We start from the raw sequence: 26,533 nt of genomic DNA on the forward strand, positions 1-26,533 counted from the left end.
TGATTCACCATCAGCTACGCCCTGCGTTCCGCTTCGTTAAGGCCTTTTGCATGTCCGATTCCCGTTATCAGGTTGATGTCAGCGTCGTTACCCATTATCTGGCAGACCAATCGCAACCCGAACACGACCGTTTCGCCTTCGCCTACACCATCACCGTGCAGAACAACGGTGAGATTGCGGCCAAGCTTCTCTCCCGGCATTGGGTGATTACCGATGGCAATGGCCATGTCGAACAAGTACGCGGTGAAGGCGTGGTCGGCGAGCAGCCCCTGATCGCTGCGGGCGAAAGCCATACGTATACCAGCGGCACGGTAATGATCACCAAGGTCGGCACCATGCAGGGCACCTATCAAATGCTCGCCGATGACGGCAAACATTTCGATGCAGTCATCAAACCGTTTCGCCTCGCCGTACCCGGGGCCCTGCACTGATGACGACTTATGCCGTCGGTGACCTGCAAGGCTGCCTCGAACCGCTCAAATGTCTGCTCAAGCAAGTTTCCTTCGACCCGACGCTGGATCGGCTGTGGCTGGTCGGCGATCTGGTCAACCGTGGCCCGCAGTCGCTGCAAACCCTGCGCTTTCTCTACGGCATGCGCGAGTCGCTGGTTTGCGTACTGGGCAATCACGACCTGCACCTGCTGGCCGCCGCGAAGAAAATCGAGCGCTTGAAGAAAAGCGACACCTTGCGCGAAATCATCGAGGCGCCTGACGGCCCGCAACTGATGGAGTGGTTGCGCCAGCAGAAGCTGATGCACTACGACGAAATGCGTGATGTCGCCATGGTCCACGCTGGTATCCCGCCGCAATGGTCGCTGCGCCGAGCCCTCAAGTGCGCCGCCGAAGTCGAGGCCGCCCTGCGCGACGATAACGTTTTCCCCGCGTATCTGGACGGCATGTACGGCAACGAGCCGGCAAAATGGGACAACGACCTCAAAGGCATCGACCGTCTGCGGGTGATCACCAACTACTTCACGCGCATGCGTTTCTGCACCGCCGAAGGCAAGCTCGACCTCAAGAGCAAGGAAGGCCTCGACAGCGCCCCGCCCGGCTTCAAGCCATGGTTTCAGCACAAGGAGCGCAAGACCAAAGGTCTGCGCATCATCTTCGGCCACTGGGCGGCACTGGAAGGCAATATCCACGAGCCGGGCATTTCGGCGCTGGACACCGGCTGCGTCTGGGGCGGCAGCCTCACGCTGATGAACGTCGACAGCGGCGAACGCCTGTCGTGCAAGTGCGATGAGCATGGCGGGCTTGCGCCACTTATCCCCGAATCTTCGCCAGTCGACGCGCCGCGTTAGACTGCACCTTCAGTTGAGCAACAGGAACCCGCCATGAGCGAATTCAAACGAATCCCCCCGGAACAGGCGCAGGCCTTGCGTGAACAAGGCGCCGTTGTAGTCGACGTCCGCGATCCGGCGACCTTTGCCGCGCTGCATATCGCCGGCTCCAAACATCTGGACAATCACTCGCTGCACGCTTTCATTCAGGGCGCCGACCTCGACGCGCCGACCGTCGTGGTCTGCTACCACGGCAATTCCAGTCAGGGTGCCGCCGCTTATCTGATCAGCCAGGGTTTCTCCGACGTCTACAGCATGGATGGCGGTTTCGAGCTGTGGCGTGCGACCTATCCTTCGGAAACTGCGCAAGGCAACGACGAATAAATTTTTTTGTTACGCGCAGGCCCCGGCTCCCGTGGGCCTGCGCATGGCAGACGAACGGTCTGCCACAACTAATTACGTATCTCGCCTTTACCTCCCGAATTCCCAACTATCCTTAAGCGCAGGCCATCCAAAACAGGGGAGAGCCGGTACACCGGCGCACGGGTCATCGGGAGTAGCTTTCGCGGTTTGTCGACCGTGAAGGAATTCTGGGGGGTAAACAGCAGCTGCCACAGCGGCTGCTGCCAGCATCGACTGAGTGATCCGGCGTCGGCTCCACGTATCGAGCGAGGTGACGTCATGAGTATCTTTAGCCACTTCCAACAACGCTTCGAATCCACACGCCAGGAAGAATTCTCCCTGCAGGAGTACCTGGAGCTGTGCAAGAAGGATCGCAGCGCCTACGTTTCCGCCGCCGAGCGTCTATTGATGGCCATCGGCGAGCCGGAACTGCTCGACACTTCGACCAATTCGAGGCTGTCGCGCATCTTCTCCAACAAGGTGATCCGTCGCTATCCGGCCTTTGAAGACTTCCACGGGATGGAAGAGTGCATCGACCAGATCGTCTCGTATTTCCGCCACGCCGCCCAGGGCCTGGAAGAGAAGAAACAGATCCTTTACCTGCTCGGCCCCGTCGGTGGCGGCAAGTCGTCCCTGGCCGAGAAGCTGAAACAACTGATGGAGAAGGTGCCCTTTTACGCCATCAAGGGCTCGCCGGTCTTCGAATCACCTCTGGGTCTGTTCAACGCCACTGAAGATGGCGCGATCCTCGAGGAAGATTTCGGCATCCCACGGCGCTACCTGAACACCATCATGTCGCCCTGGGCGACCAAGCGCCTGGCCGAATTCGGCGGCGATATCAGCCAGTTCCGCGTGGTCAAGCTCTACCCGTCGATCCTCAACCAGATTGCTGTGGCCAAGACCGAACCGGGCGACGAGAACAACCAGGACATTTCGGCGCTGGTCGGCAAGGTCGATATCCGCAAGCTCGAAGAGTTTCCCCAGAACGACGCCGATGCCTACAGCTACTCCGGTGCGCTGTGCCGGGCCAACCAGGGCCTGATGGAATTCGTGGAAATGTTCAAGGCACCGATCAAGGTGCTGCATCCATTGCTGACTGCCACTCAAGAAGGCAACTACAACAGTACCGAAGGCCTCGGCGCGATTCCGTTCACCGGGATTCTGCTGGCTCACTCCAACGAGTCGGAGTGGCACACCTTCCGCAACAACAAGAACAACGAAGCGTTCATCGACCGGATCTACATCGTCAAAGTGCCGTATTGCCTGCGCGTCAGTGATGAAGTGAAGATCTACGACAAATTGCTGTTCAACAGCTCCCTGTCCAAGGCCCATTGCGCACCGGACACCCTGAAAATGCTCGCGCAGTTCACCGTGCTGTCACGCCTCAAGGAGCCGGAAAACTCCAACATCTATTCGAAGATGCGCGTCTACGATGGCGAAAACCTGAAAGACACTGATCCGAAGGCCAAGTCGATTCAGGAGTACCGCGATTCGGCCGGTGTCGACGAAGGCATGAACGGTCTGTCGACCCGCTTCGCCTTCAAGATCCTCTCCAAGGTGTTCAACTTCGACCCGCATGAAATCGCCGCCAACCCGGTGCACCTGCTCTACGTGCTGGAACAGCAGATCGAACAGGAACAATTCCAGGCCGAGACCCGTGAACGTTATCTGCGGTACCTGAAGGAATATCTGGCACCGCGTTACATCGAGTTTATCGGCAAGGAAATCCAGACCGCGTACCTGGAGTCCTACAGCGAGTACGGTCAGAACATCTTCGATCGCTACGTGCTGTACGCAGATTTCTGGATTCAGGATCAGGAATATCGCGATCCGGAAACCGGCGAAATCCTCAACCGCGTGGCGCTGAACGAAGAACTGGAAAAAATCGAAAAACCGGCCGGCATCAGCAATCCGAAGGATTTCCGCAACGAAATCGTCAACTTCGTACTGCGTGCGCGGGCCAACAACAATGGCAAGAACCCGACCTGGCTCAGCTACGAAAAACTGCGGGTGGTCATCGAGAAGAAAATGTTCTCCAACACCGAAGACCTGTTACCCGTCATCAGCTTCAACGCCAAGGCCAGCAAGGAGGATCAACAGAAACACAACGACTTCGTTACGCGAATGGTTGAACGTGGCTACACCGACAAACAGGTACGCCTGCTGTCCGAATGGTACCTGCGGGTCCGGAAGTCGCAGTGAGGCAGCTGCAAGCTATAAGCCACAAGCTGCAAGTACAAAGCGCGTGAACCAGAAAACACGGGCATTCGCTTCTACTTGCGGCTTGCAGCTCAAAACTTGAAGCTCCCCGGAGGGGCCTTATGAGCTATGTGATCGACCGACGCCTCAATGGCAAGAACAAGAGCACGGTGAACCGCCAGCGTTTTCTGCGGCGTTACCGTGACCACATCAAAAAGGCTGTCGAAGAGGCAGTCAGCCGGCGTTCCATTACCGATATGGAGCACGGTGAACAGATCAGCATCCCCGGTCGCGACATCGATGAACCGGTGCTTCACCATGGTCGTGGCGGCAAACAGACCGTGGTTCATCCCGGCAACAAGGAATTCACTGCTGGCGAACATATCGCCCGTCCACCGGGAGGCGGCGGTGGACGCGGTCCGGGCAAGGCCGGCAATTCCGGCGAGGGCATGGACGAATTCGTCTTCCAGATCACCCAGGAAGAATTTCTCGAATTCATGTTCGAAGACCTCGAGCTGCCTAACCTGGTCAAGCGCAACCTGACCGGCACCGACACGTTCAAAACCGTGCGGGCCGGCATCAGCAACGAGGGTAACCCTTCACGAATCAACATCATCCGCACGCTACGCTCGGCGCACGCACGTCGCATCGCCCTGTCCGGCAGCAGCCGCGCGAAACTGCGTGAGGCCAAGGAAGAACTGGCACGGCTCAAGCGCGAAGAGCCGGACAATTTCGGTGATATCCAGGAACTGGAAGCCGAAATCGAAAAGCTCAGCGCGCGCATTCACCGCGTGCCGTTCCTCGATACTTTCGACCTGAAATACAACCTGCTGGTCAAACAGCCCAACCCGAGTTCGAAAGCAGTGATGTTTTGCCTGATGGACGTGTCCGGCTCGATGACGCAAGCGACCAAGGATATCGCCAAGCGCTTTTTCATCCTGCTGTACCTGTTCCTGAAACGGAACTACGACAAGATCGACGTGGTGTTCATTCGTCACCACACCAGCGCTCGGGAAGTGGATGAAGAGGAGTTTTTCTATTCTCGTGAAACTGGCGGCACCATAGTTTCCAGCGCCTTGAAGCTCATGCAGGAGATCATGGCCGAGCGCTATCCGAGCAATGAGTGGAATATCTACGCCGCCCAGGCATCCGATGGCGATAACTGGAACGACGATTCACCCATTTGCCGCGACATACTGATCAATCAGATCATGCCGTTTGTGCAGTACTACACTTACGTGGAGATCACCCCGCGCGAACATCAGGCCTTGTGGTACGAGTACGAACGCATCGCCGAAGCCTTCTCTGACACTTTTGCCCAGCAGCAACTGGTCTCGGCCGGAGATATCTATCCGGTCTTCCGTGAACTCTTCCAGCGCAGGTTAGTGACATGACCGCCAAAGAGCAGAAGCGCCAACCCATTTCCACCGGCTCCGAATGGACATTCGAGCTGATCCAGACCTACGACCGCGAAATCGCCCGGATCGCGGCCCGTTATGCGCTGGACACCTACCCCAATCAGATCGAGGTGATTACCGCCGAGCAAATGATGGACGCTTATGCCTCGGTGGGTATGCCGCTGGGTTATCACCACTGGTCCTATGGCAAACACTTCCTCAGCACCGAAAAATCCTACAGCCGCGGGCAGATGGGTCTGGCCTACGAGATCGTGATCAATTCCGACCCGTGCATCGCCTATCTGATGGAAGAAAACACCATCTGCATGCAGGCGCTGGTGGTGGCTCATGCCTGCTACGGTCACAACAGCTTTTTCAAGGGCAACTACCTGTTCCGCACCTGGACCGACGCCAGCTCGATCATCGATTACCTGGTGTTCGCCAAGCAGTACATCATGCAGTGCGAAGAGCGCCATGGCATCGATGCCGTGGAAGACCTGCTCGACTCCTGCCACGCGCTGATGAACTATGGCGTCGATCGCTACAAACGGCCTTATCCGATATCCGCCGAAGAGGAACGTCGGCGGCAGAAGGACCGCGAAGAGCACATGCAAAAGCAGATCAATGATCTGTGGCGCACCATTCCCAAAGGCGCGGACAAGTACAGTGACAAGGACAACGCCCGCTTCCCCGCCGAGCCGCAGGAAAACATTCTGTATTTCATCGAGAAACATGCGCCACTGCTTGAACCGTGGCAGCGCGAGATCGTGCGGATCGTGCGCAAGATCGCTCAGTACTTCTATCCGCAGCGCCAGACCCAGGTGATGAACGAAGGTTGGGCGACGTTCTGGCATTACACGCTGATGAATGATCTGTATGACGACGGCCTGGTCACTGACGGGTTCATGATGGAATTCCTGACATCGCACACCAGTGTGGTATTCCAGCCGGGCTTCGACAGTCCGTACTACAACGGCATCAACCCCTATGCCCTGGGTTTCGCGATGTATCGGGATATCCGTCGCATGTGTGAAGAGCCTACCGAGGAGGATCGTCGCTGGTTCCCGGACATCGCCGGCTCCGACTGGCTGTCGACGATCAAGTTCGCCATGAGCAGTTTCAAAGACGAGAGTTTCATCCTGCAATACCTGTCGCCCAAGGTTATCCGTGATCTGAAGCTGTTCAGCATTCTCGATGACGACCAGAAAGACGATTTGCTGGTGCCGGCCATTCATGACGAGGGCGGTTACCGCATCATTCGCGAAACCCTGGCAGCGCAGTACAACCTCGGCAATCGTGAACCGAACGTGCAGATCTACAGCATCGATCGGCGCGGCGATCGCTCACTGACCCTGCGCCATCAGCAGCACGACCGCAAACCATTGGGCGACTCCACCGAAGAAGTGCTCAAGCACTTGCACCGATTGTGGGGCTTCGACATTCACCTGGAAACGTTGCAAGGCGACCAGATCATGAAAACCCATCATGTGCCGCCGCGCAGTGAACACAGCGAAGGCGATTACGGCCGGCTCGATCTGGCCGTGATTCATCTTTGATCCGGTTTTGGCCTCCGAAAGTCTGACGCAAGGGTTATCCTGTCGGACTGACGGAGGTTTTTTATGCAGGTTTACAAGGTTGGCGGCGCGGTACGTGATCGCCTGTTGGGATTGCCGGTCACCGACATAGACCGGGTCGTGGTCGGCGCCACCACGGAAGAAATGCTCGCCAAGGGATTCCGTCCGGTCGGCGCGGATTTTCCGGTGTTTTTGCATCCGAAGACCGGTGAGGAGTACGCCCTCGCCCGCACCGAACGCAAGAGCGGCCGCGGTTACGGCGGGTTCACCTTCTACGCCAGTCCCGAGGTGACGCTGGAAGAAGACCTGATTCGCCGCGACTTGACGATCAATGCCATGGCCGAGGACGATCAGCTCAACCTGACCGACCCCTATCATGGCCAGCGCGATCTCGAAGCACGAATTCTGCGCCACGTTTCCCCGGCATTCGCCGAAGATCCCCTCCGTGTGTTACGTGTTGCCCGCTTTGCTGCCCGTTACGCCGGGCTGGGGTTCACTGTCGCCAGCGAGACACTAAAGTTGATGCGTCAGCTCAGCGAGTCCGGCGAATTGCAGGCGTTGACTGCTGAGCGCAGCTGGAAGGAAATATCCCGAGCACTGATGGAAGACCATCCGCAAGTGTTCATCGAGGTGTTGCGCGACTGCGGTGCACTCAAGGTGCTGATGCCGGAAGTCGACGCGTTGTTTGGCGTGCCGCAGCCGGAGATCCACCACCCGGAAATCGACACGGGCCTGCATACCCTGAGCGTGCTGGAGCAATCGGCACTGCACAGGCAGCCACTGACGGTGCGCTGGGCCTGCCTGCTGCACGATTTGGGCAAAGGCTTGACACCGGAAGCAGAGTGGCCGCAACACATCGCCCACGAACACACCGGTTTGAAACTGATCAAAGCGCTCAACGAGCGCTTCAAGGCACCCAAGGATTGCCAGGAACTGGCCCTGTTGGTCGGGCAATATCACACCCATGGACACCGGGCTCTGGAATTGAAAGCCTCGACGCTGCTGGAGTTGCTGCAGAGTTTCGATGTCTATCGTCGACCACAGCGCTTCGAGGAGTTCATCGCCGCCTGCGAGATGGACGCCCGTGGCCGCAAAGGCCTGGAGCAGCGAAGTTATCCACAGGCGGATTATTTGCGCGGAGCGGCGAACGCTGCCCGAAAAGTCGCGGTGCAGCCGTTGCTGGAAATGGGCTTCAAGGGTCCCCAGTTGGGCGAAGCGCTAAAGCGGGAACGGCTCAAAGCGTTGAAAATCTACAAAGACAACACCTGAAGCAAGATCAAAAGATCGCAGCCTTCGGCAGCTCCTACAGCGGAATCAGCGTTTTCCTGTAGGAGCTGCCGAAGGCCGCGATCTTTTGCTTTAAAGATTCGATGGAGTCAATTGCTGCCCATTCCATTCGAACGCAACCGGCGCCAACACCTGATCAATCTGCGCCTCAGCCCACAACGTCGCAAAACTTTTTCCCACACCCGGATGCACCCGATCCGGCGCAATCAGCGACAGCGGCCACAGCACAAAAGCGTTTTTCAGGATTTCCGCCCGAGGCAGGACCAGTCCGTCGAAATTCCCCACCAGATCGCCATACAGCAGCACATCGATGTCCAGCGGCAAGCCTTTGCGATCCGGTGCATAGCGACCGTTATCGGCCTCGATGAACTTCAAACGGCGATCCAGCTCCATCAATGGCAGATCGGTGTAGGCCGACACCACGAAATTGAAGAAGGGTCCGCTCTTGATGCCCACCGGCTGGCTCTCGAACACCGCTGAACAGCGGATATCCACCAGGAACGCGGCCAGCGCATCGAGCCCGGCGCGCAAGTGGGTTTCACGCTCGATATTGCTACCGAGCCCGAGATAGACCTGAGTCAGCGACATCCGCGCTCGATCTCCACACCTACGCCGCCCTTCGCAGCCGGCACAGCACCCGGCTTGGTCAGTTTCAGCCGCACCCAGGTGATCTTGAATTCAGTCATGAGCACTTCGACCAGACGCTCGGCAAAGGTCTCGACCAGTTGGAACTGCGCTTGCTCGGCAAAGGCCTGAATGCGCGTGGAAACGCTGGCGTAATCGAGCGCCAGGGTCAGGTCGTCACCGGCGGCGGCCGGGCGATTGTCCCAGGCGAAGCTCAGATCAAGACGCAGGCACTGATGGATGCCGCGCTCCCAGTCGTAGGCACCGATCACGGTATCGACTTCCAGGCCCTCGATAAACACTCTGTCCAAGCACTTCTCTCCGCTGCACGACAAGGGCGCGATGCGCCGTTAGAATCAGGGCTTCCTCGCCCGGAATAGTTAGCATGTTTTGGTTACTGGCGATTCTCGCCTACCTGCTTGGCTCGCTGTCCTTCGCCATTCTGCTCAGCCGCCTGACCGGAAATCCGGATCCGCGAATGAGTGGCTCGGGTAATGCCGGCGCCACCAACATGCTGCGCCTGGCCGGCCGCAAACTGGCCATCCTGACCCTGCTCGGTGATCTGTGCAAAGGCTTGCTGCCGGTGCTGATCGCTGCGAGCGCGGGCCTTTCTGTGCAAGATCAGGCCTGGATCGGCGTATGCGCCGTGATCGGTCACCTGTTCCCACTGTATTTCCGCTTCCGCGGCGGCAAAGGCGTCGCCACTGCCGCCGGCATGCTGCTCGGCCTGTATCCACCCGCCGCGCTACTGGCCGTGTGTGCCTGGCTGCTGACGTTCTACCTGACCCGCACCAGCTCGTTGGCGGCGCTGATCGCCACGCCTTTGACTCTGCCGCTGCTGGCCTGGCAGGAGCCGAAAGCCTTGCTGCCAATGAGCGCGTTGACCTTGCTGATTGTCTGGCGTCATCGCGGCAATCTACGCGACCTGTTCGCCGGGCGCGAACGGCATTTTTAAATGCCGAGCGCGAACATCGGCGGTCACAGCGCCGACAACTGCTCCATCGGCCAGCGCGCCTGCACGGTGATTGCCAGACTTTCCTGCTGACCGGCCTGCAGACGCTGGCAACCGGCAAACGCGATCATCGCGCCGTTGTCCGTGCAGAACTCCGGTCGCGCATAGAACACATCGCCTTTCATACCGGCGAGCATCTTTTCCAGCGAAACCCGCAACGCCTTGTTGGCGCTGACGCCCCCGGCGATTACCAGACGCTGCATGCCCGCCTGCTTCAGGGCGCGCTTGCATTTGATGGTCAAAGTCTCCACCACGGCCTGCTGGAACGCCAGCGCGATGTCGCAACGGGCTTGCTCGCCGTCGTCCCCGGCGCTGACGCATTGCTGCCAGGTGTTGAGGGCGAAGGTTTTCAGACCGCTGAAGCTGAAATCCAGGCCCGGGCGATCACACATCGGCCGCGGGAAGATGAAACGTCCTGCGACGCCCTTCTCGGCGAGCTTGGCAATTTCAGGCCCGCCGGGGTAGTTGAGGCCCATCATTTTCGCGGTTTTGTCGAAGGCTTCGCCGGCCGCATCGTCGAGAGTCTCGCCAAGCAGGCTGTATCGGCCAATGCCGTCGACCTGAACCAGCTGCGTATGACCACCGGACACCAACAAAGCGACGAACGGGAATTCCGGCGGTTCTGGCTCGAGCATAGGCGCCAGCAAGTGACCTTCCATGTGATGCACGCCGAGCGCGGGGATGCCCCAGGCAAACGCCAGCGCCTGAGCGCAGGAAGCACCGACCAGCAGCGCGCCGACCAGGCCGGGGCCGGCGGTGTAGGCGATCGCATCGATCTCGGTCGGGACGCAATCGGCCTCGGCCAACACCTGACGAATCAAGGGCAGCATGCGCTTGACATGGTCACGCGAGGCGAGCTCCGGCACTACCCCCCCATAGACGCGGTGCAGGTCGATCTGGCTGAACAGTGCGTCGGCCAACAGACCGCGTTCACTGTCATACAATGCGACGCCGGTTTCGTCGCAGGAAGTTTCTAATCCCAGTACTAGCATGGGTTTGCGCCTTGTTTAGGCTGAATTCGAAGGCGCGCATAATAGTCGCCACGTGATGCCCCGACCAGCGGTTTTCGATCAGAGGCTTTGCATTCCGAGCGATGAGGGGTTAACATCCGCAACCCTTAAAAACCGACGTCTTCAAGTGCTCTTTTGCCGCGAGGATGTTGACCCCGGTAATGAATGAAGGTAGCTCTGGATGCCAGCCGTCAAAGTAAAAGAGAACGAACCCTTCGACGTAGCTCTGCGTCGTTTCAAGCGCTCCTGCGAAAAAGCCGGTGTACTGGCTGAAGTTCGTAGCCGCGAATTTTACGAGAAGCCAACTTCTGAGCGTAAGCGCAAGGCAGCTGCTGCTGTTAAGCGTCACGCCAAGAAAGTTCAGCGCGAACAGCGCCGCGCCGTTCGCCTGTACTAATACACAGACGATCGTAGCAAGCTTCTTGCCTAAGCCCGGCCTTCAGCCGGGCTAATGGCATTTGCGTAAAACGCTTGATGCTTCACCGTCGAAGCCGCCGATGCGACCGAGACAAATCTGCTTCACCGCGTCAGGCCTGGCTCTTTTGCCAGCGGTGCACGTCTTTTCTGACGAGCCTTTCAAGGCTACTGACGAGCACACCCACTGATTCCTCTTACGACGATCAGCCCAAGGCACCTGCATGTGTGCCCGCTTTATTGAGCTATCCGAGGCCGACAACCGGCCGTCAGCGGATTCAGCGCAACACTTTCAAATAGTCGAAGACTGATAGGTACTAACGTCAGTGGATTTTCGGCAGATACACTTCCCGACAGCGATCACGCAGACGACACCGGTCGAGCCGCATACTTTGTGCGCTTCCCTCAACGACCCGCGTCCGACAGCCTGTCGCAACGGACTTACTGCAGCGCAGACGACGAGAACGCCATGGCCGGGCTGATTCCCCAGAGCTTCATTGACGACCTGCTGAACCGCACCGACATCGTCGATGTGGTCAGCTCGCGCGTGCAATTGAAGAAGGCCGGCAAAAACTACACCGCCTGCTGCCCGTTTCACAAAGAGAAAACCCCGTCGTTCAGCGTCAGCCCTGACAAGCAGTTCTATTACTGCTTCGGCTGCGGCGCTGGCGGCAACGCCCTCGGCTTTCTCATGGATCACGACAACCTGGATTTCCCCCAGGCCGTCGAAGATCTGGCCAAAGCCGCCGGCATGGAAATCCCCCGCGAAGAAAGCGGCCGCGAGCGCAAACCGCGCCAGCCGACCGATTCGCCGCTGTACCCGCTGCTCACTGCCGCCGCTGACTTTTACCGCCAGGCGCTCAAGAGCCATCCATCGCGCAAGGCCGCCGTGGATTACCTCAAGGGTCGCGGCCTGACCGGCGAGATCGCCCGGGATTTCGGCCTCGGCTTTGCGCCGCCGGGCTGGGACAACCTGCTCAAGCATCTGAGCAGCGACACCCTGCAACAAAAGGCCATGATCGAAGCCGGCCTGCTGATCGAGAACGCCGAAACCGGCAAACGCTATGATCGCTTCCGTGATCGCGTGATGTTCCCGATTCGCGACACGCGTGGACGAATCATCGCTTTCGGCGGACGCGTACTCGGCGACGACAAGCCCAAATACCTGAACTCACCGGAAACGCCGGTGTTCCATAAAGGCCAGGAACTCTACGGCCTCTATGAGGCGCGCAAGAACAACCGCAACCTCGACGAAATCATCGTCGTCGAAGGCTACATGGACGTCATCGCTCTCGCCCAGCAAGGCTTGCGTAACGCCGTCGCCACGCTGGGTACCGCGACCAGCGAAGAACACTTGAAGCGCCTGTTCCGCGTGGTGCCGAACGTGTTGTTCTGCTTTGACGGCGACCAGGCCGGCCGCAACGCCGCGTGGCGCGCTCTGGAAGCGACACTGCCGTGCCTGCAGGACGGTCGCCGCGCGCGGTTCCTGTTTCTGCCCGAAGGCGAAGACCCGGACACTCTGGTCCGCGCCGAAGGCACTGACGCTTTCAAGGCACGCATCAATCAGCACGCGCAACCGCTGGCGGATTATTTTTTCCAGCAACTGACCGAAGAAGCCGACCCGCGCTCACTCGAAGGCAAGGCGCACATGGCGACACTGGCCGCGCCGCTGATCGATAAAGTGCCGGGCGCAAATCTGCGCATCCTGATGCGTCAGCGCCTGAGCGAAATCACCGGCCTGAGCAGCGAAACCGTCAGCCAATTGATACAGAGTGCACCGCAGGAAGCGCCGCCAGCCTACGATCCGGGCATCGATTACGACGCCATGCCGGACTACAGCGACTACCATCAGCCGCAGGCACAGGACATGTATGTGCCGCAGCAGGAATGGACGCCGAAGAAACCCGGCGCCGGCGGCAAGAAGTGGGACAAGAAGCCGTGGGACAAGAATGGCAAGCGTGGCGGCGATCGCGAGCAGCAGCGCCCACGCACGCCGATTGGCGTCGAATCGCCAACCCTGACGGCCCTGAGAACATTGCTCCATCATCCGCAACTGGCCAAGCGCGTGGAAGACGCCGGGCACATTGCCGATGAAAATCAGACCAACGCCCAGCTGCTTGTGGCGCTGCTCGAAGCCGTACAGAAGAATCCCAAGCTAAACTCATTTCAGCTGATCGCGCGATGGCACGGTACCGAACAGGGTCGCTTGCTCAAGGCGCTGGCAGAAAAGGAATGGCTGATTGACGGAGATAACCTTGAACAACAGTTTTTCGACACCATTACTAGCTTGTCAGCCCGCCAACGCGAGCGAAATCTGGAACAGCTGCTCAGGAAAGCGCGACAAAGCGAACTGAGCACGGAAGAGAAAAATCAACTGCGCGACCTTTTAAGTCGCAATGTTTCCGCATCAAACCCGACCTCAACTGGCGCGTGAGGTCATAGCTCAGGTATAATCCTCGGCTTGTTTTTTGCCCGCCAAGACCTTCAGTGGATAGGGTGTTATGTCCGGAAAAGCGCAACAGCAGTCTCGTATTATTGAGTTGATCAAACTGGGTCGTGAGCAGAAGTATCTGACTTACGCCGAGGTCAACGACCACCTGCCCGAGGATATTTCAGATCCGGAGCAGGTGGAAGACATCATCCGCATGATTAACGACATGGGGATCCCCGTACACGAGAGTGCTCCGGATGCGGACGCCCTTATGTTGGCCGACGCCGATACCGACGAGGCCGCTGCGGAAGAAGCAGCCGCTGCGTTGGCGGCGGTGGAGACCGATATCGGTCGCACCACTGACCCGGTGCGCATGTACATGCGTGAAATGGGTACGGTCGAGCTTCTGACCCGTGAAGGCGAAATTGAAATCGCCAAGCGGATCGAAGAAGGCATTCGTGAAGTGATGAGCGCGATCGCGCACTTCCCTGGCACGGTTGACCACATTCTCTCCGAGTACACCCGCGTCACTACCGAAGGTGGTCGCCTGTCCGACGTCTTGAGCGGTTATATCGACCCGGACGACGGTATTGCACCGCCTGCGGCAGAAGTGCCGCCGCCGATCGATCCGAAAGCCGTCAAGGCCGACGACGACACCGACGACGATGAAGCCGAATCTTCCGATGACGAAGAAGAAGCCGAAAGCGGGCCGGATCCGGTCATCGCTGCGCAGCGCTTTGGCGCCGTGGCCGACCAGATGGAAATCACCCGCAAGGCCCTGAAGAAGCACGGTCGTCACAACAAGGCAGCGGTTGCCGAGTTGCTGGCCCTGGCCGAGCTGTTCATGCCGATCAAACTGGTGCCGAAGCAGTTCGAAGCCTTGGTCGAGCGTGTACGCAGTGCCCTGGATCGTCTGCGTCAGCAAGAGCGCGCGATCATGCAATTGTGCGTACGTGATGCACGTATGCCACGCGCCGATTTCCTGCGTCAGTTCCCGGGCAACGAAGTCGACGAAAGCTGGTCCGACGCCCTGGCCAAAGGCAAGAGCAAGTACGCCGAAGCCATCGGTCGCGTGCAGCCGGACATCATCCGTTGCCAGCAGAAGCTGATCGCGCTGGAAACCGAGACCGGTCTGACCATCGCAGAAATCAAGGACATCAACCGTCGCATGTCGATCGGCGAGGCCAAGGCCCGCCGCGCGAAGAAAGAGATGGTCGAAGCCAACCTGCGTCTGGTGATCTCGATCGCCAAGAAGTACACCAACCGCGGCCTGCAATTCCTCGATCTGATCCAGGAAGGCAACATCGGCCTGATGAAGGCGGTGGACAAGTTCGAATACCGTCGCGGCTACAAGTTCTCGACTTATGCCACCTGGTGGATCCGTCAGGCGATCACTCGCTCGATCGCCGACCAGGCCCGCACCATCCGTATTCCGGTGCACATGATCGAGACGATCAACAAGCTCAACCGTATTTCCCGGCAGATGTTGCAGGAAATGGGTCGTGAACCGACCCCGGAAGAGCTGGGCGAACGCATGGAAATGCCTGAGGACAAGATCCGCAAGGTACTGAAGATCGCCAAAGAGCCGATCTCCATGGAAACCCCGATCGGTGATGACGAAGATTCCCATCTGGGCGATTTCATCGAAGACTCGACCATGCAGTCGCCAATCGATGTCGCCACGGTGGAAAGTCTGAAAGAAGCGACTCGCGAAGTACTCTCCGGTCTCACTGCCCGTGAAGCGAAGGTACTGCGCATGCGTTTCGGTATCGACATGAACACCGACCATACGCTCGAAGAAGTGGGCAAACAGTTTGACGTAACGCGTGAGCGGATCCGTCAGATAGAAGCCAAGGCGCTGCGCAAACTGCGTCATCCGACGCGAAGTGAGCATCTGCGCTCCTTCCTCGACGAGTGATACCAGACCCCCGGCCCAGGCCGGGGGTTTTGTTTTATGGCAGATTAAATTCCCCGCACTACCCTCCCCACCGCATACCCCGTCTACACTCGAAACAATCACCCCCGAGCCCTGACGAGAGCGTTATGCCCAGACTGGCGCCCGTGCTTTTCCTGCTGTCATTGATGATCTGCACCGCCACGGCTGACGCGCTGACTCTGACCGATGAAGAACGCAGCTGGCTGGCGGCTCACCCCGATTTACGCCTGGGGGTCGATGCGTCGTGGCCGCCCTTTGAGTTTCGTGACGATCAGAACCGTTATCAGGGCCTGGCCGCCGACTACATCGACGTGATCCGTCAGCGTCTGGCGATCAAGCTGACACCCATCGAGCCAGTAAGCTGGACGGTGGTGCTGGAGCAGGTGAAAAAGGGCAAAATCGATTTGCTGCCGGGGATCATGTCTACGCCGGAACGCCAGAACTACCTGTCGTTCACGCGCCCCTACCTCGATTTTCCAATCGTGATCCTCGCCCATGTCGGCGGCGCCCAGCCGCGCAAACTCGACGACCTGTACGGTCTGAAAATTGCCGTGGTGGAAAACTACGCCCCCCACGAACTGCTGCGTACTCATCATCCCGATCTGAATCTGGTCGCCATGCCCAACGTCAGTTCGGCGCTGCAGGCATTGGCCATCGATGAAGTGGACGCCGTGGTCGGCGACCTCGCTTCCAGCATCTGGAGCCTGCGCCAGCTCAAGCTCGACGGCCTCTACGTCAGCGGCGAAACCCCATATCGCTATCAACTGGCGATGGCTGTGCCTCGCGACAACAAGGCGCTGGTGGGCATTCTCGACAAAGTTCTGGCCGACATGACGCCGGCGGAAATCAGCAGCATTCAGGAACACTGGGTCGGCAACGTGCTCGATCACCGCACGTTCTGGTCGGATTTGCTGATATACGGCTTGCCCGGTCTGCTGCTATTGATGACAGTGCTTGCCGTGGTCATTCGTATCAACCGGCGGCTGAGCTCGGAAATCACCCGGCGCATCAACCTCGAACAGGAACTGCGCAGCAGCGAATATCACTATCGCGGCCTGGTGGAAAGCCTGTCGGCCATTGCTTGGGAAGCGCGGATGAGCGACTTCACCTATAGCTATGTGTCACCCCACGCCGAAGATTTGCTCGGTTATCCTCAGTCCCATTGGCTGATTCCTGGCTTCTGGCACAACATCATTCACCCCGCCGACCTGACCCGCACGCAGAACTACTGCAGGGAAGCACTGCGTCAGGGCCGCGATCACATCGTCGATTATCGTGTCATCACCGCCGACGGCCGCTGCCTGTGGGTACGCGACATTGTCAGCCTGATCGAGCATGGCCATGAGCCGGTGATGCGCGGACTGATGATCGACATCAGCGAAATCAAGCGCACCGAAGAGGCGCTGCGCTTGTCCGAGCAGAAGTTCGCCTCGGTGTTCGAGCAATGCCCGGACATTCTGGTGATCGCGCGCACCTCCGACGGCTGCCTGTTGGAGGTCAATGAGGCCTTTGAAGAACAGATCGGCCTCAAAGCTGAGGACGTGATCGGACAAACCGCCACCCACCTCAACATTTGGGGCATTCCCGGGGTTGGACCGGGTCTGTTGCAGCGCTTGCAGGCCGGCAGCATCCGCAACCTGGAGATGCCCTTTCGCCGCAACAACGGCCAGGTGTTCACCGGGCTGATTTCCGCCGAGCCCTTCGATCTCGATACCACCCCGGCGCTGGTAGTTGTGGTACGCGACATCAGCCAGCTCAAGGAGACCCAACAGCAACTGCAAACCTCCGAAGAGAAGTTTGCCAAGGCTTTCCATGCGTCGCCGGACGGCTTGCTCCTGTCGCGCCAGAGCGACGGCCTGCTGATGGAGGTCAATGAAGGTTTCAGTCGCATTACCGGATTCAACAGCGCGATGTCGGTAGATCGTTCGACGCTGGATCTGGGTATCTGGGTCAACCTGAACGAACGTAAACAGATGCTCGACCTCCTGCACCGCGACGGTTATGTCCGCGACTTTACCTGCCACATACGTCGAAGCGACGGGCAGATTCGTCTATGCGAAGTCTCCAGCCGTCCACTGCCGATCGGCGACGAAGCCTGCATGCTGACCATCGCCCGCGACATCACCGAGCGCCATCTGATGCAGGAAAAACTGCAACAGGCGGCGACCGTTTTCGAAAGCACTGCCGAAGGCGTGCTGATCACCGACACCCAACAACACATCAGCGCGGTCAATCGTGCTTTCACCGAAATTACCGGCTACAGCGAAAGCGAAGCGCTGGGCCACACCCCGCGTCTGCTGGCTTCCGGGCTGCATGACAGCGCGTTCTACGCGGCGATGTGGCACCAGTTGACCGATGAAGGTCACTGGCAGGGCGAGATATCCAATCGACGCAAGAATGGCGAGTTGTATCCGAGCTGGCTGACCATCAGCGCGGTGCGCAACCGCGATAAGTTCATCACTCACTTCGTCGCCGTGTTCGCCGACATTTCCAGTCTCAAACATGCTCAGGCCAAGCTCGACTATCAAGCACACCATGATCCGCTCACTGGCCTGCCCAACCGCACACTGTTCGAAAGTCGCCTGCAAATGGCCCTGACCGGTCAGCAGGAAAATGGCAGCCAGGGCGCGGTGCTGTTTCTCGACCTCGACCGCTTCAAGCACATCAACGACAGTCTCGGTCACCCGGTCGGCGATCTGTTGCTAAAAGGGATCGCCGTACGTTTGAAGGAACAACTGCGCGACATTGACACCGTCGCGCGGTTGGGCGGAGACGAATTCATTATCCTGCTGCCCGGGCTGCAGCAGGCCAGCGACGCGGACAACATCGCCACGAAGCTGCTCCACTGTTTCAGCGCGCCGTTCCAGGCCGGCGAACACGAATTCTTTATCAGCGCCAGCATCGGCACCAGCCTTTACCCGCGCGATGGCTGCGATGTCGCCACGCTGGTGAAAAACGCCGACGCGGCGATGTACCGTTCCAAAGCCAAGGGGCGCAACCGTGTCGAAAGCTACACCCGCGACCTCACTGCCCAAGCCAGTGAACGCATTGCGCTGGAGCATGAACTGCGACGCGCGATCGAGCGGGAAGAGCTGTTTCTTTACTATCAGCCGAAGATCAGCCTCGTCGACCACACCCTTGTCGGCGCCGAAGCACTGATTCGCTGGCGCCACCCCACCTTCGGCGAAGTACCGCCGGAGCATTTCATTCCGCTGGCGGAAGAGAACGGCATGATCCTGCAGATCGGCGACTGGGTTCTGGAGACTGCCAGCCGGCAAATGTTCGAGTGGAACCAGATCTACCAACCGCTCGGCCCGTTGTCAGTGAATCTCGCTGGCGCGCAACTGCGTCAGCCGAATCTGCTGGTGCGCATCGAACAACTGCTCAACGACAACCGCCTCAGACCGGATTTACTGCAACTGGAAATTACCGAGAATTTCATCATGAGTCAGGCCGAAGAGGCGCTGGCGGTACTGCACCAGCTCAAAAACCTCGGTGTACAACTGGCAATCGACGACTTCGGCACCGGCTACTCCTCGCTCAGCTACCTCAAGCGCCTGCCGCTGGACATCCTCAAGATCGACCAGTCGTTCGTCCGCGGACTGCCCGACGACCCGCACGACGCGGCGATCGTGCGCGCCATCATCGCGCTCGGCCGCAGCATGCAATTCACCGTAATCGCCGAAGGCGTGGAAACCCAGGCACAACAACAATTTCTCGCCGCCGAAGGTTGCGAACAGATCCAGGGCTACATCGTCAGCCTGCCACTACCACCCGACGAATTCGCCGCGACGTTTCTTCGTGTAACCGTATCGGATTTTTCGGATAGCACAGCCGCGAAACCGTCGCTATAATCCGCGGCCTACTGAGGGCCTATAGCTCAGTTGGTTAGAGCAGAGGACTCATAATCCTTTGGTCCACGGTTCGAGTCCGTGTGGGCCCACCATCTTGAAAGCCGCGCATTGCGCGGCTTTTTCTTGGGTGATGGTTTGATGTTTTTCAGTCTAGGCGATCTTCATCGCCTGTAACATGCCCTGATCAACGACCCGCGCCAATGGAGCCGCCCTTGCCAGACACCCGCCCCCCCATCCTCGACGAAATCGACCGCCAATTGATCGCCGCCCTGCAGATCAACGCCCGCGAAAGCGTGGCCATGCTCGCCCGGCAACTGGGCATTGCGCGTACGACTGTCACTTCGCGTCTGGCCCGGCTGGAAAAGGCCAAAGTGATCACCGGTTACGGTGTGCGTCTGGGTCAGCGTGTGGTTGATGGCGGTTTGCAAGCGTATGTCGGGATCAAGGTGCAACCGCGTTCCGGCAAGGACGTGCTGCGCCGCTTGAGTGCGATGGCGCAGGTGCAGCAGCTGTGTGCGGTGAGTGGCGAGTTTGATTATGTGGCGTGGTTGCGCACGGATTCGCTGGAGCAACTCGATCAGTTGCTGGATCAGATTGGCAGCGTCGATGGGGTGGAGAAGACCACGACTTCGATTATCTTGAGTAGCAAGATTGATCGGGGGCAGCCGGTCTGAGCATTGGCCGGCGCATTTTTGCTGAACCTCTTCGCGAGCAGGCTCGCTCCCACATTTCAGTCAGTGTGCAGCCAGTAATCGTCATTCTGCGCAACAATCAAGCAAAACGACGACACATTGCGTCTTATTACCGCGCTCCACGCTCCCTAGAATGGCTGGCATCTTTTCCTATACTCGGACGCGTATCTCGCGCCGGGTCGCCAGTAAGGTCAGCCATGAACAAGAACAATCGCCATCCTGCAGACGGCAAGAAACCCATCACCATTTTCGGTCCGGACTTTCCGTTCGCGTTTGACGACTGGATCGAGCATCCCGCCGGTCTGGGCAGCATTCCCGAGCACAATCATGGCGCTGAAGTGGCGATTGTCGGCGCTGGCATTGCCGGCCTGGTGGCTGCGTACGAATTGATGAAACTCGGCCTGAAGCCGGTGGTGTACGAAGCGTCGAAACTCGGCGGCCGTCTGCGCTCGCAGGCCTTCAATGGCACGGACGCCATCGTCGCTGAACTGGGCGGCATGCGCTTCCCGGTGTCCTCCACGGCGTTCTATCACTACGTTGACAAACTCGGTCTCGAGACCAAGCCTTTTCCAAACCCGTTGACGGGCGCGTCCGGTAGCACCGTGATCGACCTGGAAGGCGAAACCTATTACGCAGAAAGCCTCAAGGATCTGCCTGCATTGTTTCAGGAAGTGGCCGACGCCTGGGCGGATGCGCTGGAAGCCGGTTCGCAGTTCTCCGATATCCAGCAAGCCATCCGCGAACGCGATGTGCCACGCCTCAAAGAGCTGTGGAACAAGCTGGTACCGCTGTGGGACGACCGAACCTTTTACGACTTCGTTGCGACCTCGAAAGCCTTCGCCAAATTGTCGTTCCAGCACCGTGAAGTGTTCGGTCAGGTCGGTTTCGGCACCGGCGGCTGGGATTCGGACTTCCCCAATTCGATGCTGGAAATCTTCCGCGTCGTGATGACCAACTGCGACGACCACCAGCACCTGGTGGTCGGCGGCGTCGAGCAGGTACCGCAAGGCATCTGGCGCCATGTCCCGGAGCGCTGCGCGCACTGGCCTGCTGGCACCAGCCTGAAATCCCTGCACCGGGGCGCGCCGCGTTCGGGCGTGAAGAAAATTGCCCACGCGCCGGGAGGCCGCTTCGCCGTCACCGACAACAATGGGGATACCCGCGAATACGCTGCGGTTCTCACCACTTGCCAAAGCTGGCTGCTGACCACCCAGATCGAATGCGACGAAACCCTGTTCTCGCAGAAGATGTGGATGGCCCTCGACCGCACACGCTATATGCAATCGTCGAAGACCTTTGTGATGGTCGACCGGCCGTTCTGGAAGGACAAGGATCCGGAAACCGGCCGTGATCTGATGAGCATGACTCTCACCGATCGCCTGACCCGCGGCACCTACCTGTTCGATAACGGCGACGATAAGCCAGGGGTGATCTGCCTGTCGTACTCGTGGATGAGCGACGCGTTGAAGATGCTTCCGCATCCGGTAGAAAAACGTGTTGAGCTGGCGTTGAACGCGCTGAAAAAGATCTACCCGAAAGTCGACATCGCCGCGCGGATCATCGGCGATCCGATCACTGTGTCGTGGGAGGCCGATCCGTATTTCCTCGGTGCCTTCAAAGGCGCTCTGCCCGGCCATTACCGCTACAACCAGCGCATGTACGCGCACTTCATGCAGGACGATATGCCGGCTGAGCAACGGGGGATTTTCATCGCTGGCGACGATGTGTCGTGGACACCAGCGTGGGTCGAAGGCGCGGTGCAAACGTCGCTCAACGCAGTGTGGGGAATCATGAAACACTTTGGCGGGTCGACACATAAAGCGAACCCCGGCCCGGGTGATGTGTTCAAAGACATCGGCCCTATCGCCCTGCCCGAGTAAGAGGATTCCCCGATGCGCGTAGCCGTTTACCAATGTCCACCGCTGCCACTGGACCCCGCCGCCAACCTGCATCGCCTGCACCAGGTGGCGATGGAGGCCAAAGGCGCCGATCTGCTGGTGCTGCCGGAGATGTTCATGACCGGCTACAACATCGGCGCCGACGCGGTCAGCACCCTGGCCGAAGTCTACAACGGCGAATGGGGCCAGCAGATCGGCCGGATCGCCAAGGCTGCCGGTCTGGCGATCGTTTACGGTTACCCCGATCGCACCGCTGACGGGCAGATCTACAACGCGGTGCAACTGATCGACGCGCAGGGCGAGCGCCTGTGCAATTACCGCAAATCGCATCTGTTCGGCGACCTCGACCGGTCGATGTTCAGCCCCGGCGACACGGAGTTGCCCGTGGTTGAACTGAACGGCTGGAAGCTCGGTTTCCTGATCTGCTATGACCTGGAGTTCCCGGAAAACGCTCGTCGCCTCGCCTTGGCTGGCGCCGAGCTGATCGTGGTGCCAACGGCGAACATGATTCCGTTCGACTTCGTCGCCGATGTCACCGTGCGCGCCCGCGCTTTCGAAAACCAGTGCTATGTGGCTTACGCCAATTACTGCGGACACGAGGGCGATATTCAGTACTGCGGGCAAAGCAGCCTCGCCGCCCCTGACGGCAGTCGTATCGCCCAGGCAGGTCTGGACGAAGCGTTGATCGTCGGCGAACTGGATCGCCAACTGATGAACGATTCGCGCGCCGCCAATCGCTACCTCAGCGATCGCCGCCCAGAGCTTTACGGCGCGCTCAACCGTCGCTAATCCGCTAGCATGGGCACTTCACTGTTCTGGAAATGCCCATGCCCGCGCCGACGCATCCCCGCCCCCACACTGAAACCCTGGCCAACGGCTTGCGCGTTACCCTGCGCCACATGCCCGGCCTCAAGCGCAGTGCTGCCGTATTGCGCGTGGCGGCCGGCAGTCATGACGCGCCGTTGGCATGGCCGGGGCTGGCGCATTTTCTTGAGCACTTACTGTTTCTCGGCACCGAGCGTTTTCCCACAAACGAAGCGCTGATGGCCTACGTGCAACGTCACGGCGGGCAGGTGAATGCCAGCACCCGCGAACGCACCACGGATTTTTTCTTCGAGCTGCCCGTGACGTCGTTCAGCGCAGGGCTTGAGCGTCTGTCAGACATGCTCGCCGGGCCGCGTATGAATCTGGCCGATCAACGGCGTGAACGGGAAGTATTGCAGGCGGAATTTGTCGCGTGGTCGCAGGATCCGACAGCCCAGCAGCAATTTGCGTTGTATGAAGGTTTACCCGCGGAGCACCCGTTGCGCGGTTTTCATGCGGGCAATCGCGACAGTTTGCAGATCGAGTCGCCAGCGTTTCAGTCGGAGCTCAAGGCTTTTCATCAGCGGTTTTACCACACCGGACAAATGATCCTGAGTCTGGTCGGGCCGCAGAGTATCGATGAACTGCGCATGCTGGCGCTGCAGTTCGCAGCTGGAATGCCGGTCGGGGATAAAGTTGAACAGGCCACACCGCCGCCGCTGGCAGTGAAAAGTTATCAACAGGTCAACGCGCAGCACAGCAGTCTGCTGTTAGCTTTTGACGCCTTGCCTGGATCATCCACAGAGGCGATGGATTTTCTGTGCCATTGGCTCAACAGTGCCAAACCCGGTGGACTGCTCGCGCATTTGCAGCAGCAAAAACTGGTCGACGATTTGAAGGCCACACCGCTTTATCAGTTCGCCGGGCAAGTACTGCTTCACCTTCAATTCAGTGCCGCTGGCGACCGATTAGATGTCATTGACGCACAACTGCGCGACTGGCTGAGCTTCTTCGCCCAACAGGGCTGGACGCCGCTGCGCGAGGAATACGCCGCTGTGCTGCACCGCCGGGAACAAGTCAGCGGTGCGTTGCAGTTGGCGCGCCTCGACGTCCAACAGCAAGCGTTCGGCCTGTCCGAATCGGGCGCCGCAGCCCTTGAACACATCCTCCGCGAAATCGGTGTTGTGGATAACTTCAGCGATCATTGGCACCTGCCCGCCGCCAATCCTTTCCTGCGGGCCAGTGAGCCGCCGGCCAACGCCGGGCTGATTCGCGGCCAGACCAGCGCCCATCGTGGCTTGCGCACGTTTGCCCAAGACCGCTCGCGCAGCCGCCGCGAGCGGTCGCCGATGCATTTCAGTCAGACGCTGCCGGACAACAGCGCTGAAGGCACGATTTATCTGCGCTGGCAGGTCGAGGCGGCAGCCAGTGAGGATTTGCGTTCGGGATTGCAGCGCAGTCTGCGCCAAACCCGGCAAGACGCATCCGAGGCAGGAGTCGATGTGTCTTTCAGTACTGCGGGTAACCAATGGCTGCTGAAACTGATCGGTTTACAAGAGCCCATGCCAAAAGTCCTCGAGCATGCGTTGAAAAGTCTGACGACGATGGACGCCAAATCTGCACGCGGCGAGGTGCAGACACAGTCAATGCCGATCCGCCAACTGCTCGAAGCGCTGCCAGAGCAATGCCTGCCTGCCATTGCAGCCAGCGGTGACGCCCAGAGGCTGTGGACAACTTCACGCTGGGATGGCCTCGCCCTGGGTCTCAACCAGCAGACGCAATCCGCCATGGGCATGGCGCTCAGCCGTATTCCCGGTACACCAGACAACCAGCTACCGGTGACGCCGACCAGCGACGGCCGATATCGATGGTGCGAAATTGCCACGGCCTCCAGCGAACATGCCTTGCTGCTCATCTGCCCGACCGCCAACCGCGAAGTCGCCGATGAAGCCGCTTGGCGCTTGCTCGCGCAGCTGTGTCAGACACCGTTCTATCAGCGCCTGCGCGTTGAACTGCAATTGGGTTACGCAGTGTTCAGCGCGTTTCGTCAGTTGCATGGAAAAGCGTCGATTGTGTTCGGTGTGCAATCGCCAACGACCTCAGCGCAGGCGTTACTCGAACATATCCAACAATTCCTCAAAGAAATCCCGGGCGTCATCGAAAAGCTTGATGACGCGAGCTTGAAGCGACAGCGCCAGATCCTCGTCGATCAATTCGACCTCGCTACGCTGTCCAACAGAGACGCTGCCGAGCTCCTGTGGCAGGGTAAACTGGCCGGCCATTCGTCGGAATATCACGCGCAGCTGGTTGCGGCAATCAACCAACTCGATCGCCCTGTGTTGCTTGCCGCCGCGCAGCGGCTGATCGATGCGGATGGCGGCTACCACGGCCTGGCCAATGAACCGCTGCCGGGCGCGCCATGGCAAGCGGCAAACTGATCATTACTGAGGCTGCAAGGAGCTTTCTCAAAGATTCACGGGTCATCCCGCTGAAATTTTGAGTAACATAGCCGCCTAACTAATTGGAACATCACCGCGCTGCCGTGGACTATACCTATGGATAGCGCTATCCCAACCCACAGAAGGAGACACCTCATGGCCTGGACCAAACCTGCTTACACCGACCTGCGTATCGGCTTCGAAGTCACCATGTACTTCGCCAGCCGCTGAGTTCTGCTTAGGTAGAATTGCAGTGCAACGCCTCGGCTCGCCGAGGCGTTTTATTTTCCGCGTTGAAATGATGGAGCGTTCATGTTCGTCCAGATTCTGGGTTCAGCCGCCGGTGGCGGTTTTCCGCAGTGGAACTGCAACTGCGTCAACTGCGCAGGCTTTCGCGACGGCAGCCTGAATGCCAGGGCCCGCACCCAATCGTCCATCGCCATTTCCGATGACGGTGTGAACTGGGTGCTGTGCAACGCCTCGCCGGATATCCGCGCGCAATTGCAAGGCTTCGCCCCGATGCAACCGGGCCGGGCCCTGCGCGACACCGGGATCAGTGCGATCATCCTGATGGACAGCCAGATCGACCATACCACCGGCCTGCTCAGCCTGCGCGAAGGCTGCCCGCATCAGGTCTGGTGCACGGACATGGTTCACGAAGACCTGAGCACCGGTTTTCCATTGTTCAAAATGCTCGCGCATTGGAATGGCGGGCTGGACTGGCACCGCATCGAACTCGACCAGAGCTTCACCGTAGCGGCTTGTCCGAACCTGCGCTTCACACCGCTGCCCTTGCGCAGCGCCGCGCCGCCGTATTCGCCGCACCGTTTCGACCCACATCCGGGCGACAACATCGGCTTGATCGTTGAAGACCTGAACACTGGCGGCAAACTGTTCTATGCGCCGGGGCTGGGCAAGGTCGATGCGCCGCTGCTGGAAATCATGTCGGGCAGTGATTGCCTGTTGGTCGACGGCACACTGTGGGACGACGATGAAATGCAGCGCCGTGGCGTCGGCACCCGCACCGGCCGCGAGATGGGCCATCTGGCGCAAAACGGCGCCGGCGGCATGCTCGAAGTGCTGGAGCAATTGCCCGAGCAGCGCAAGGTGCTTATCCACATCAACAATACCAACCCGATTCTTGACGAAGATTCGCCGGAACGCGCTGAACTGGCGCGGCGTAATGTTGAAGTGGCGTTTGATGGCATGAGTATTGTGCTTTAAGCATTCGAGACCACTGCGCGGTCTATCGCGAGCAGGCTCACTTCTACATTGGAATGCA

21 protein-coding genes and 1 tRNA gene are annotated in these 26,533 nt (G+C 59.1%); 19 read left to right on the forward strand and 3 right to left on the reverse strand.

Going from position 1 to position 26,533, the window contains the following annotated elements:
- Window positions 1-50: 50 nt before the first annotated feature.
- The 7 genes from apaG to VNV36_RS07470 all read left to right on the forward strand — a co-directional run bounded on the left by apaG (window position 51) and on the right by VNV36_RS07470 (window position 8,120).
- On the forward strand, window positions 51-431 hold the full coding sequence (apaG, locus tag VNV36_RS07440; RefSeq protein ID WP_325717204.1) for a Co2+/Mg2+ efflux facilitator ApaG/CorD: 381 nt from the start codon (window positions 51-53) through the stop codon (window positions 429-431).
- Window positions 431-1,300, forward strand: a complete 870-nt coding sequence (locus VNV36_RS07445) for a symmetrical bis(5'-nucleosyl)-tetraphosphatase (RefSeq protein WP_325717205.1) — start codon at window positions 431-433, stop codon at window positions 1,298-1,300. Before apaG ends, VNV36_RS07445 begins: the two co-directional genes overlap by 1 nt.
- A 33-nt stretch (window positions 1,301-1,333) precedes the next feature.
- Complete coding sequence (gene glpE, locus VNV36_RS07450; RefSeq protein ID WP_325717206.1) at window positions 1,334-1,663, forward strand: thiosulfate sulfurtransferase GlpE; 330 nt, start codon at window positions 1,334-1,336, stop codon at window positions 1,661-1,663.
- 297 nt (window positions 1,664-1,960) lie between these two features.
- Window positions 1,961-3,883 carry a PrkA family serine protein kinase gene (locus VNV36_RS07455; protein ID WP_186621008.1) on the forward strand — a complete coding sequence of 641 codons (1,923 nt, stop codon included), beginning with the start codon at window positions 1,961-1,963 and terminating at the stop codon, window positions 3,881-3,883.
- A 119-nt stretch (window positions 3,884-4,002) separates the two neighbouring features.
- Complete coding sequence (locus VNV36_RS07460; RefSeq protein ID WP_039757709.1) at window positions 4,003-5,274, forward strand: YeaH/YhbH family protein; 1,272 nt, start codon at window positions 4,003-4,005, stop codon at window positions 5,272-5,274.
- A complete protein-coding gene (locus VNV36_RS07465; RefSeq protein ID WP_325717207.1) occupies window positions 5,271-6,833 on the forward strand; it encodes a SpoVR family protein in 1,563 nt (520 codons plus the stop codon). The genes VNV36_RS07460 and VNV36_RS07465 overlap by 4 nt, the downstream gene beginning before the upstream one ends.
- A gap of 63 nt (window positions 6,834-6,896) precedes the next feature.
- On the forward strand, window positions 6,897-8,120 hold the full coding sequence (locus tag VNV36_RS07470) for a multifunctional CCA addition/repair protein (protein ID WP_325717208.1): 1,224 nt from the start codon (window positions 6,897-6,899) through the stop codon (window positions 8,118-8,120).
- Window positions 8,121-8,210: 90 nt separating this feature from the next.
- Here the strand turns inward: VNV36_RS07470 and folK are convergent, their stop codons facing one another.
- Both folK and folB read right to left on the reverse strand, forming a co-directional pair.
- The gene (gene folK, locus VNV36_RS07475) at window positions 8,211-8,726 is read right to left on the reverse strand and encodes a 2-amino-4-hydroxy-6-hydroxymethyldihydropteridine diphosphokinase (RefSeq protein WP_325717209.1); all 516 of its coding nucleotides are present in this window, start codon (window positions 8,724-8,726) and stop codon (window positions 8,211-8,213) included.
- Entirely contained in the window at window positions 8,717-9,073 is a 357-nt protein-coding gene (folB, locus tag VNV36_RS07480) for a dihydroneopterin aldolase (RefSeq protein WP_325717210.1), read from the reverse strand. Before folB ends, folK begins: the two co-directional genes overlap by 10 nt.
- Before the next feature lie 74 nt (window positions 9,074-9,147).
- Here folB and plsY point away from each other — a divergent pair, with 74 nt between their 5' ends.
- Window positions 9,148-9,717, forward strand: a complete 570-nt coding sequence (plsY, locus tag VNV36_RS07485) for a glycerol-3-phosphate 1-O-acyltransferase PlsY (RefSeq protein ID WP_325717211.1) — start codon at window positions 9,148-9,150, stop codon at window positions 9,715-9,717.
- 23 nt (window positions 9,718-9,740) lie between these two features.
- Here plsY and tsaD read toward each other — a convergent pair whose 3' ends face one another.
- Window positions 9,741-10,766 carry a tRNA (adenosine(37)-N6)-threonylcarbamoyltransferase complex transferase subunit TsaD gene (gene tsaD, locus VNV36_RS07490; RefSeq protein ID WP_325717212.1) on the reverse strand — a complete coding sequence of 342 codons (1,026 nt, stop codon included), beginning with the start codon at window positions 10,764-10,766 and terminating at the stop codon, window positions 9,741-9,743.
- A gap of 199 nt (window positions 10,767-10,965) precedes the next feature.
- Between tsaD and rpsU the strand changes: the two genes are divergently transcribed.
- The 11 genes from rpsU to pqqB all read left to right on the forward strand — a co-directional run bounded on the left by rpsU (window position 10,966) and on the right by pqqB (window position 26,475).
- Window positions 10,966-11,181, forward strand: a complete 216-nt coding sequence (gene rpsU / locus VNV36_RS07495; protein ID WP_002551877.1) for a 30S ribosomal protein S21 — start codon at window positions 10,966-10,968, stop codon at window positions 11,179-11,181.
- A 486-nt stretch (window positions 11,182-11,667) separates the two neighbouring features.
- Entirely contained in the window at window positions 11,668-13,632 is a 1,965-nt protein-coding gene (gene dnaG / locus VNV36_RS07500; RefSeq protein ID WP_325717213.1) for a DNA primase, read from the forward strand.
- 67 nt (window positions 13,633-13,699) lie between these two features.
- A complete protein-coding gene (gene rpoD / locus VNV36_RS07505) occupies window positions 13,700-15,547 on the forward strand; it encodes an RNA polymerase sigma factor RpoD (RefSeq protein ID WP_325717214.1) in 1,848 nt (615 codons plus the stop codon).
- Between the two features lie 125 nt (window positions 15,548-15,672).
- Window positions 15,673-19,419, forward strand: coding sequence for an EAL domain-containing protein (locus tag VNV36_RS07510; RefSeq protein ID WP_325717215.1), 3,747 nt, complete (start codon window positions 15,673-15,675; stop codon window positions 19,417-19,419).
- A gap of 15 nt (window positions 19,420-19,434) precedes the next feature.
- Window positions 19,435-19,511, forward strand: a tRNA-Ile gene (locus VNV36_RS07515).
- Window positions 19,512-19,631: 120 nt separating this feature from the next.
- Window positions 19,632-20,093, forward strand: a complete 462-nt coding sequence (locus tag VNV36_RS07520) for an Lrp/AsnC family transcriptional regulator (protein ID WP_325717216.1) — start codon at window positions 19,632-19,634, stop codon at window positions 20,091-20,093.
- Window positions 20,094-20,308: 215 nt separating this feature from the next.
- Window positions 20,309-21,991, forward strand: coding sequence for a flavin monoamine oxidase family protein (locus VNV36_RS07525; protein ID WP_325717217.1), 1,683 nt, complete (start codon window positions 20,309-20,311; stop codon window positions 21,989-21,991).
- Between the two features lie 12 nt (window positions 21,992-22,003).
- Window positions 22,004-22,798, forward strand: a complete 795-nt coding sequence (locus VNV36_RS07530) for a carbon-nitrogen hydrolase family protein (protein WP_325717218.1) — start codon at window positions 22,004-22,006, stop codon at window positions 22,796-22,798.
- 38 nt (window positions 22,799-22,836) lie between these two features.
- Window positions 22,837-25,251: a pyrroloquinoline quinone biosynthesis protein PqqF gene (pqqF, locus tag VNV36_RS07535; protein ID WP_325717219.1), complete on the forward strand. Its 2,415-nt coding sequence runs from the start codon at window positions 22,837-22,839 to the stop codon at window positions 25,249-25,251.
- Window positions 25,252-25,407: 156 nt separating this feature from the next.
- Complete coding sequence (gene pqqA / locus VNV36_RS07540) at window positions 25,408-25,482, forward strand: pyrroloquinoline quinone precursor peptide PqqA (RefSeq protein WP_003444522.1); 75 nt, start codon at window positions 25,408-25,410, stop codon at window positions 25,480-25,482.
- An 81-nt stretch (window positions 25,483-25,563) separates the two neighbouring features.
- A complete protein-coding gene (gene pqqB / locus VNV36_RS07545) occupies window positions 25,564-26,475 on the forward strand; it encodes a pyrroloquinoline quinone biosynthesis protein PqqB (protein ID WP_325717220.1) in 912 nt (303 codons plus the stop codon).
- Window positions 26,476-26,533 lie beyond the last annotated feature (58 nt).

This window comes from Pseudomonas sp., from assembly GCF_035554175.1.
Taxonomy (GTDB): Bacteria; Pseudomonadota; Gammaproteobacteria; order Pseudomonadales; family Pseudomonadaceae; genus Aquipseudomonas.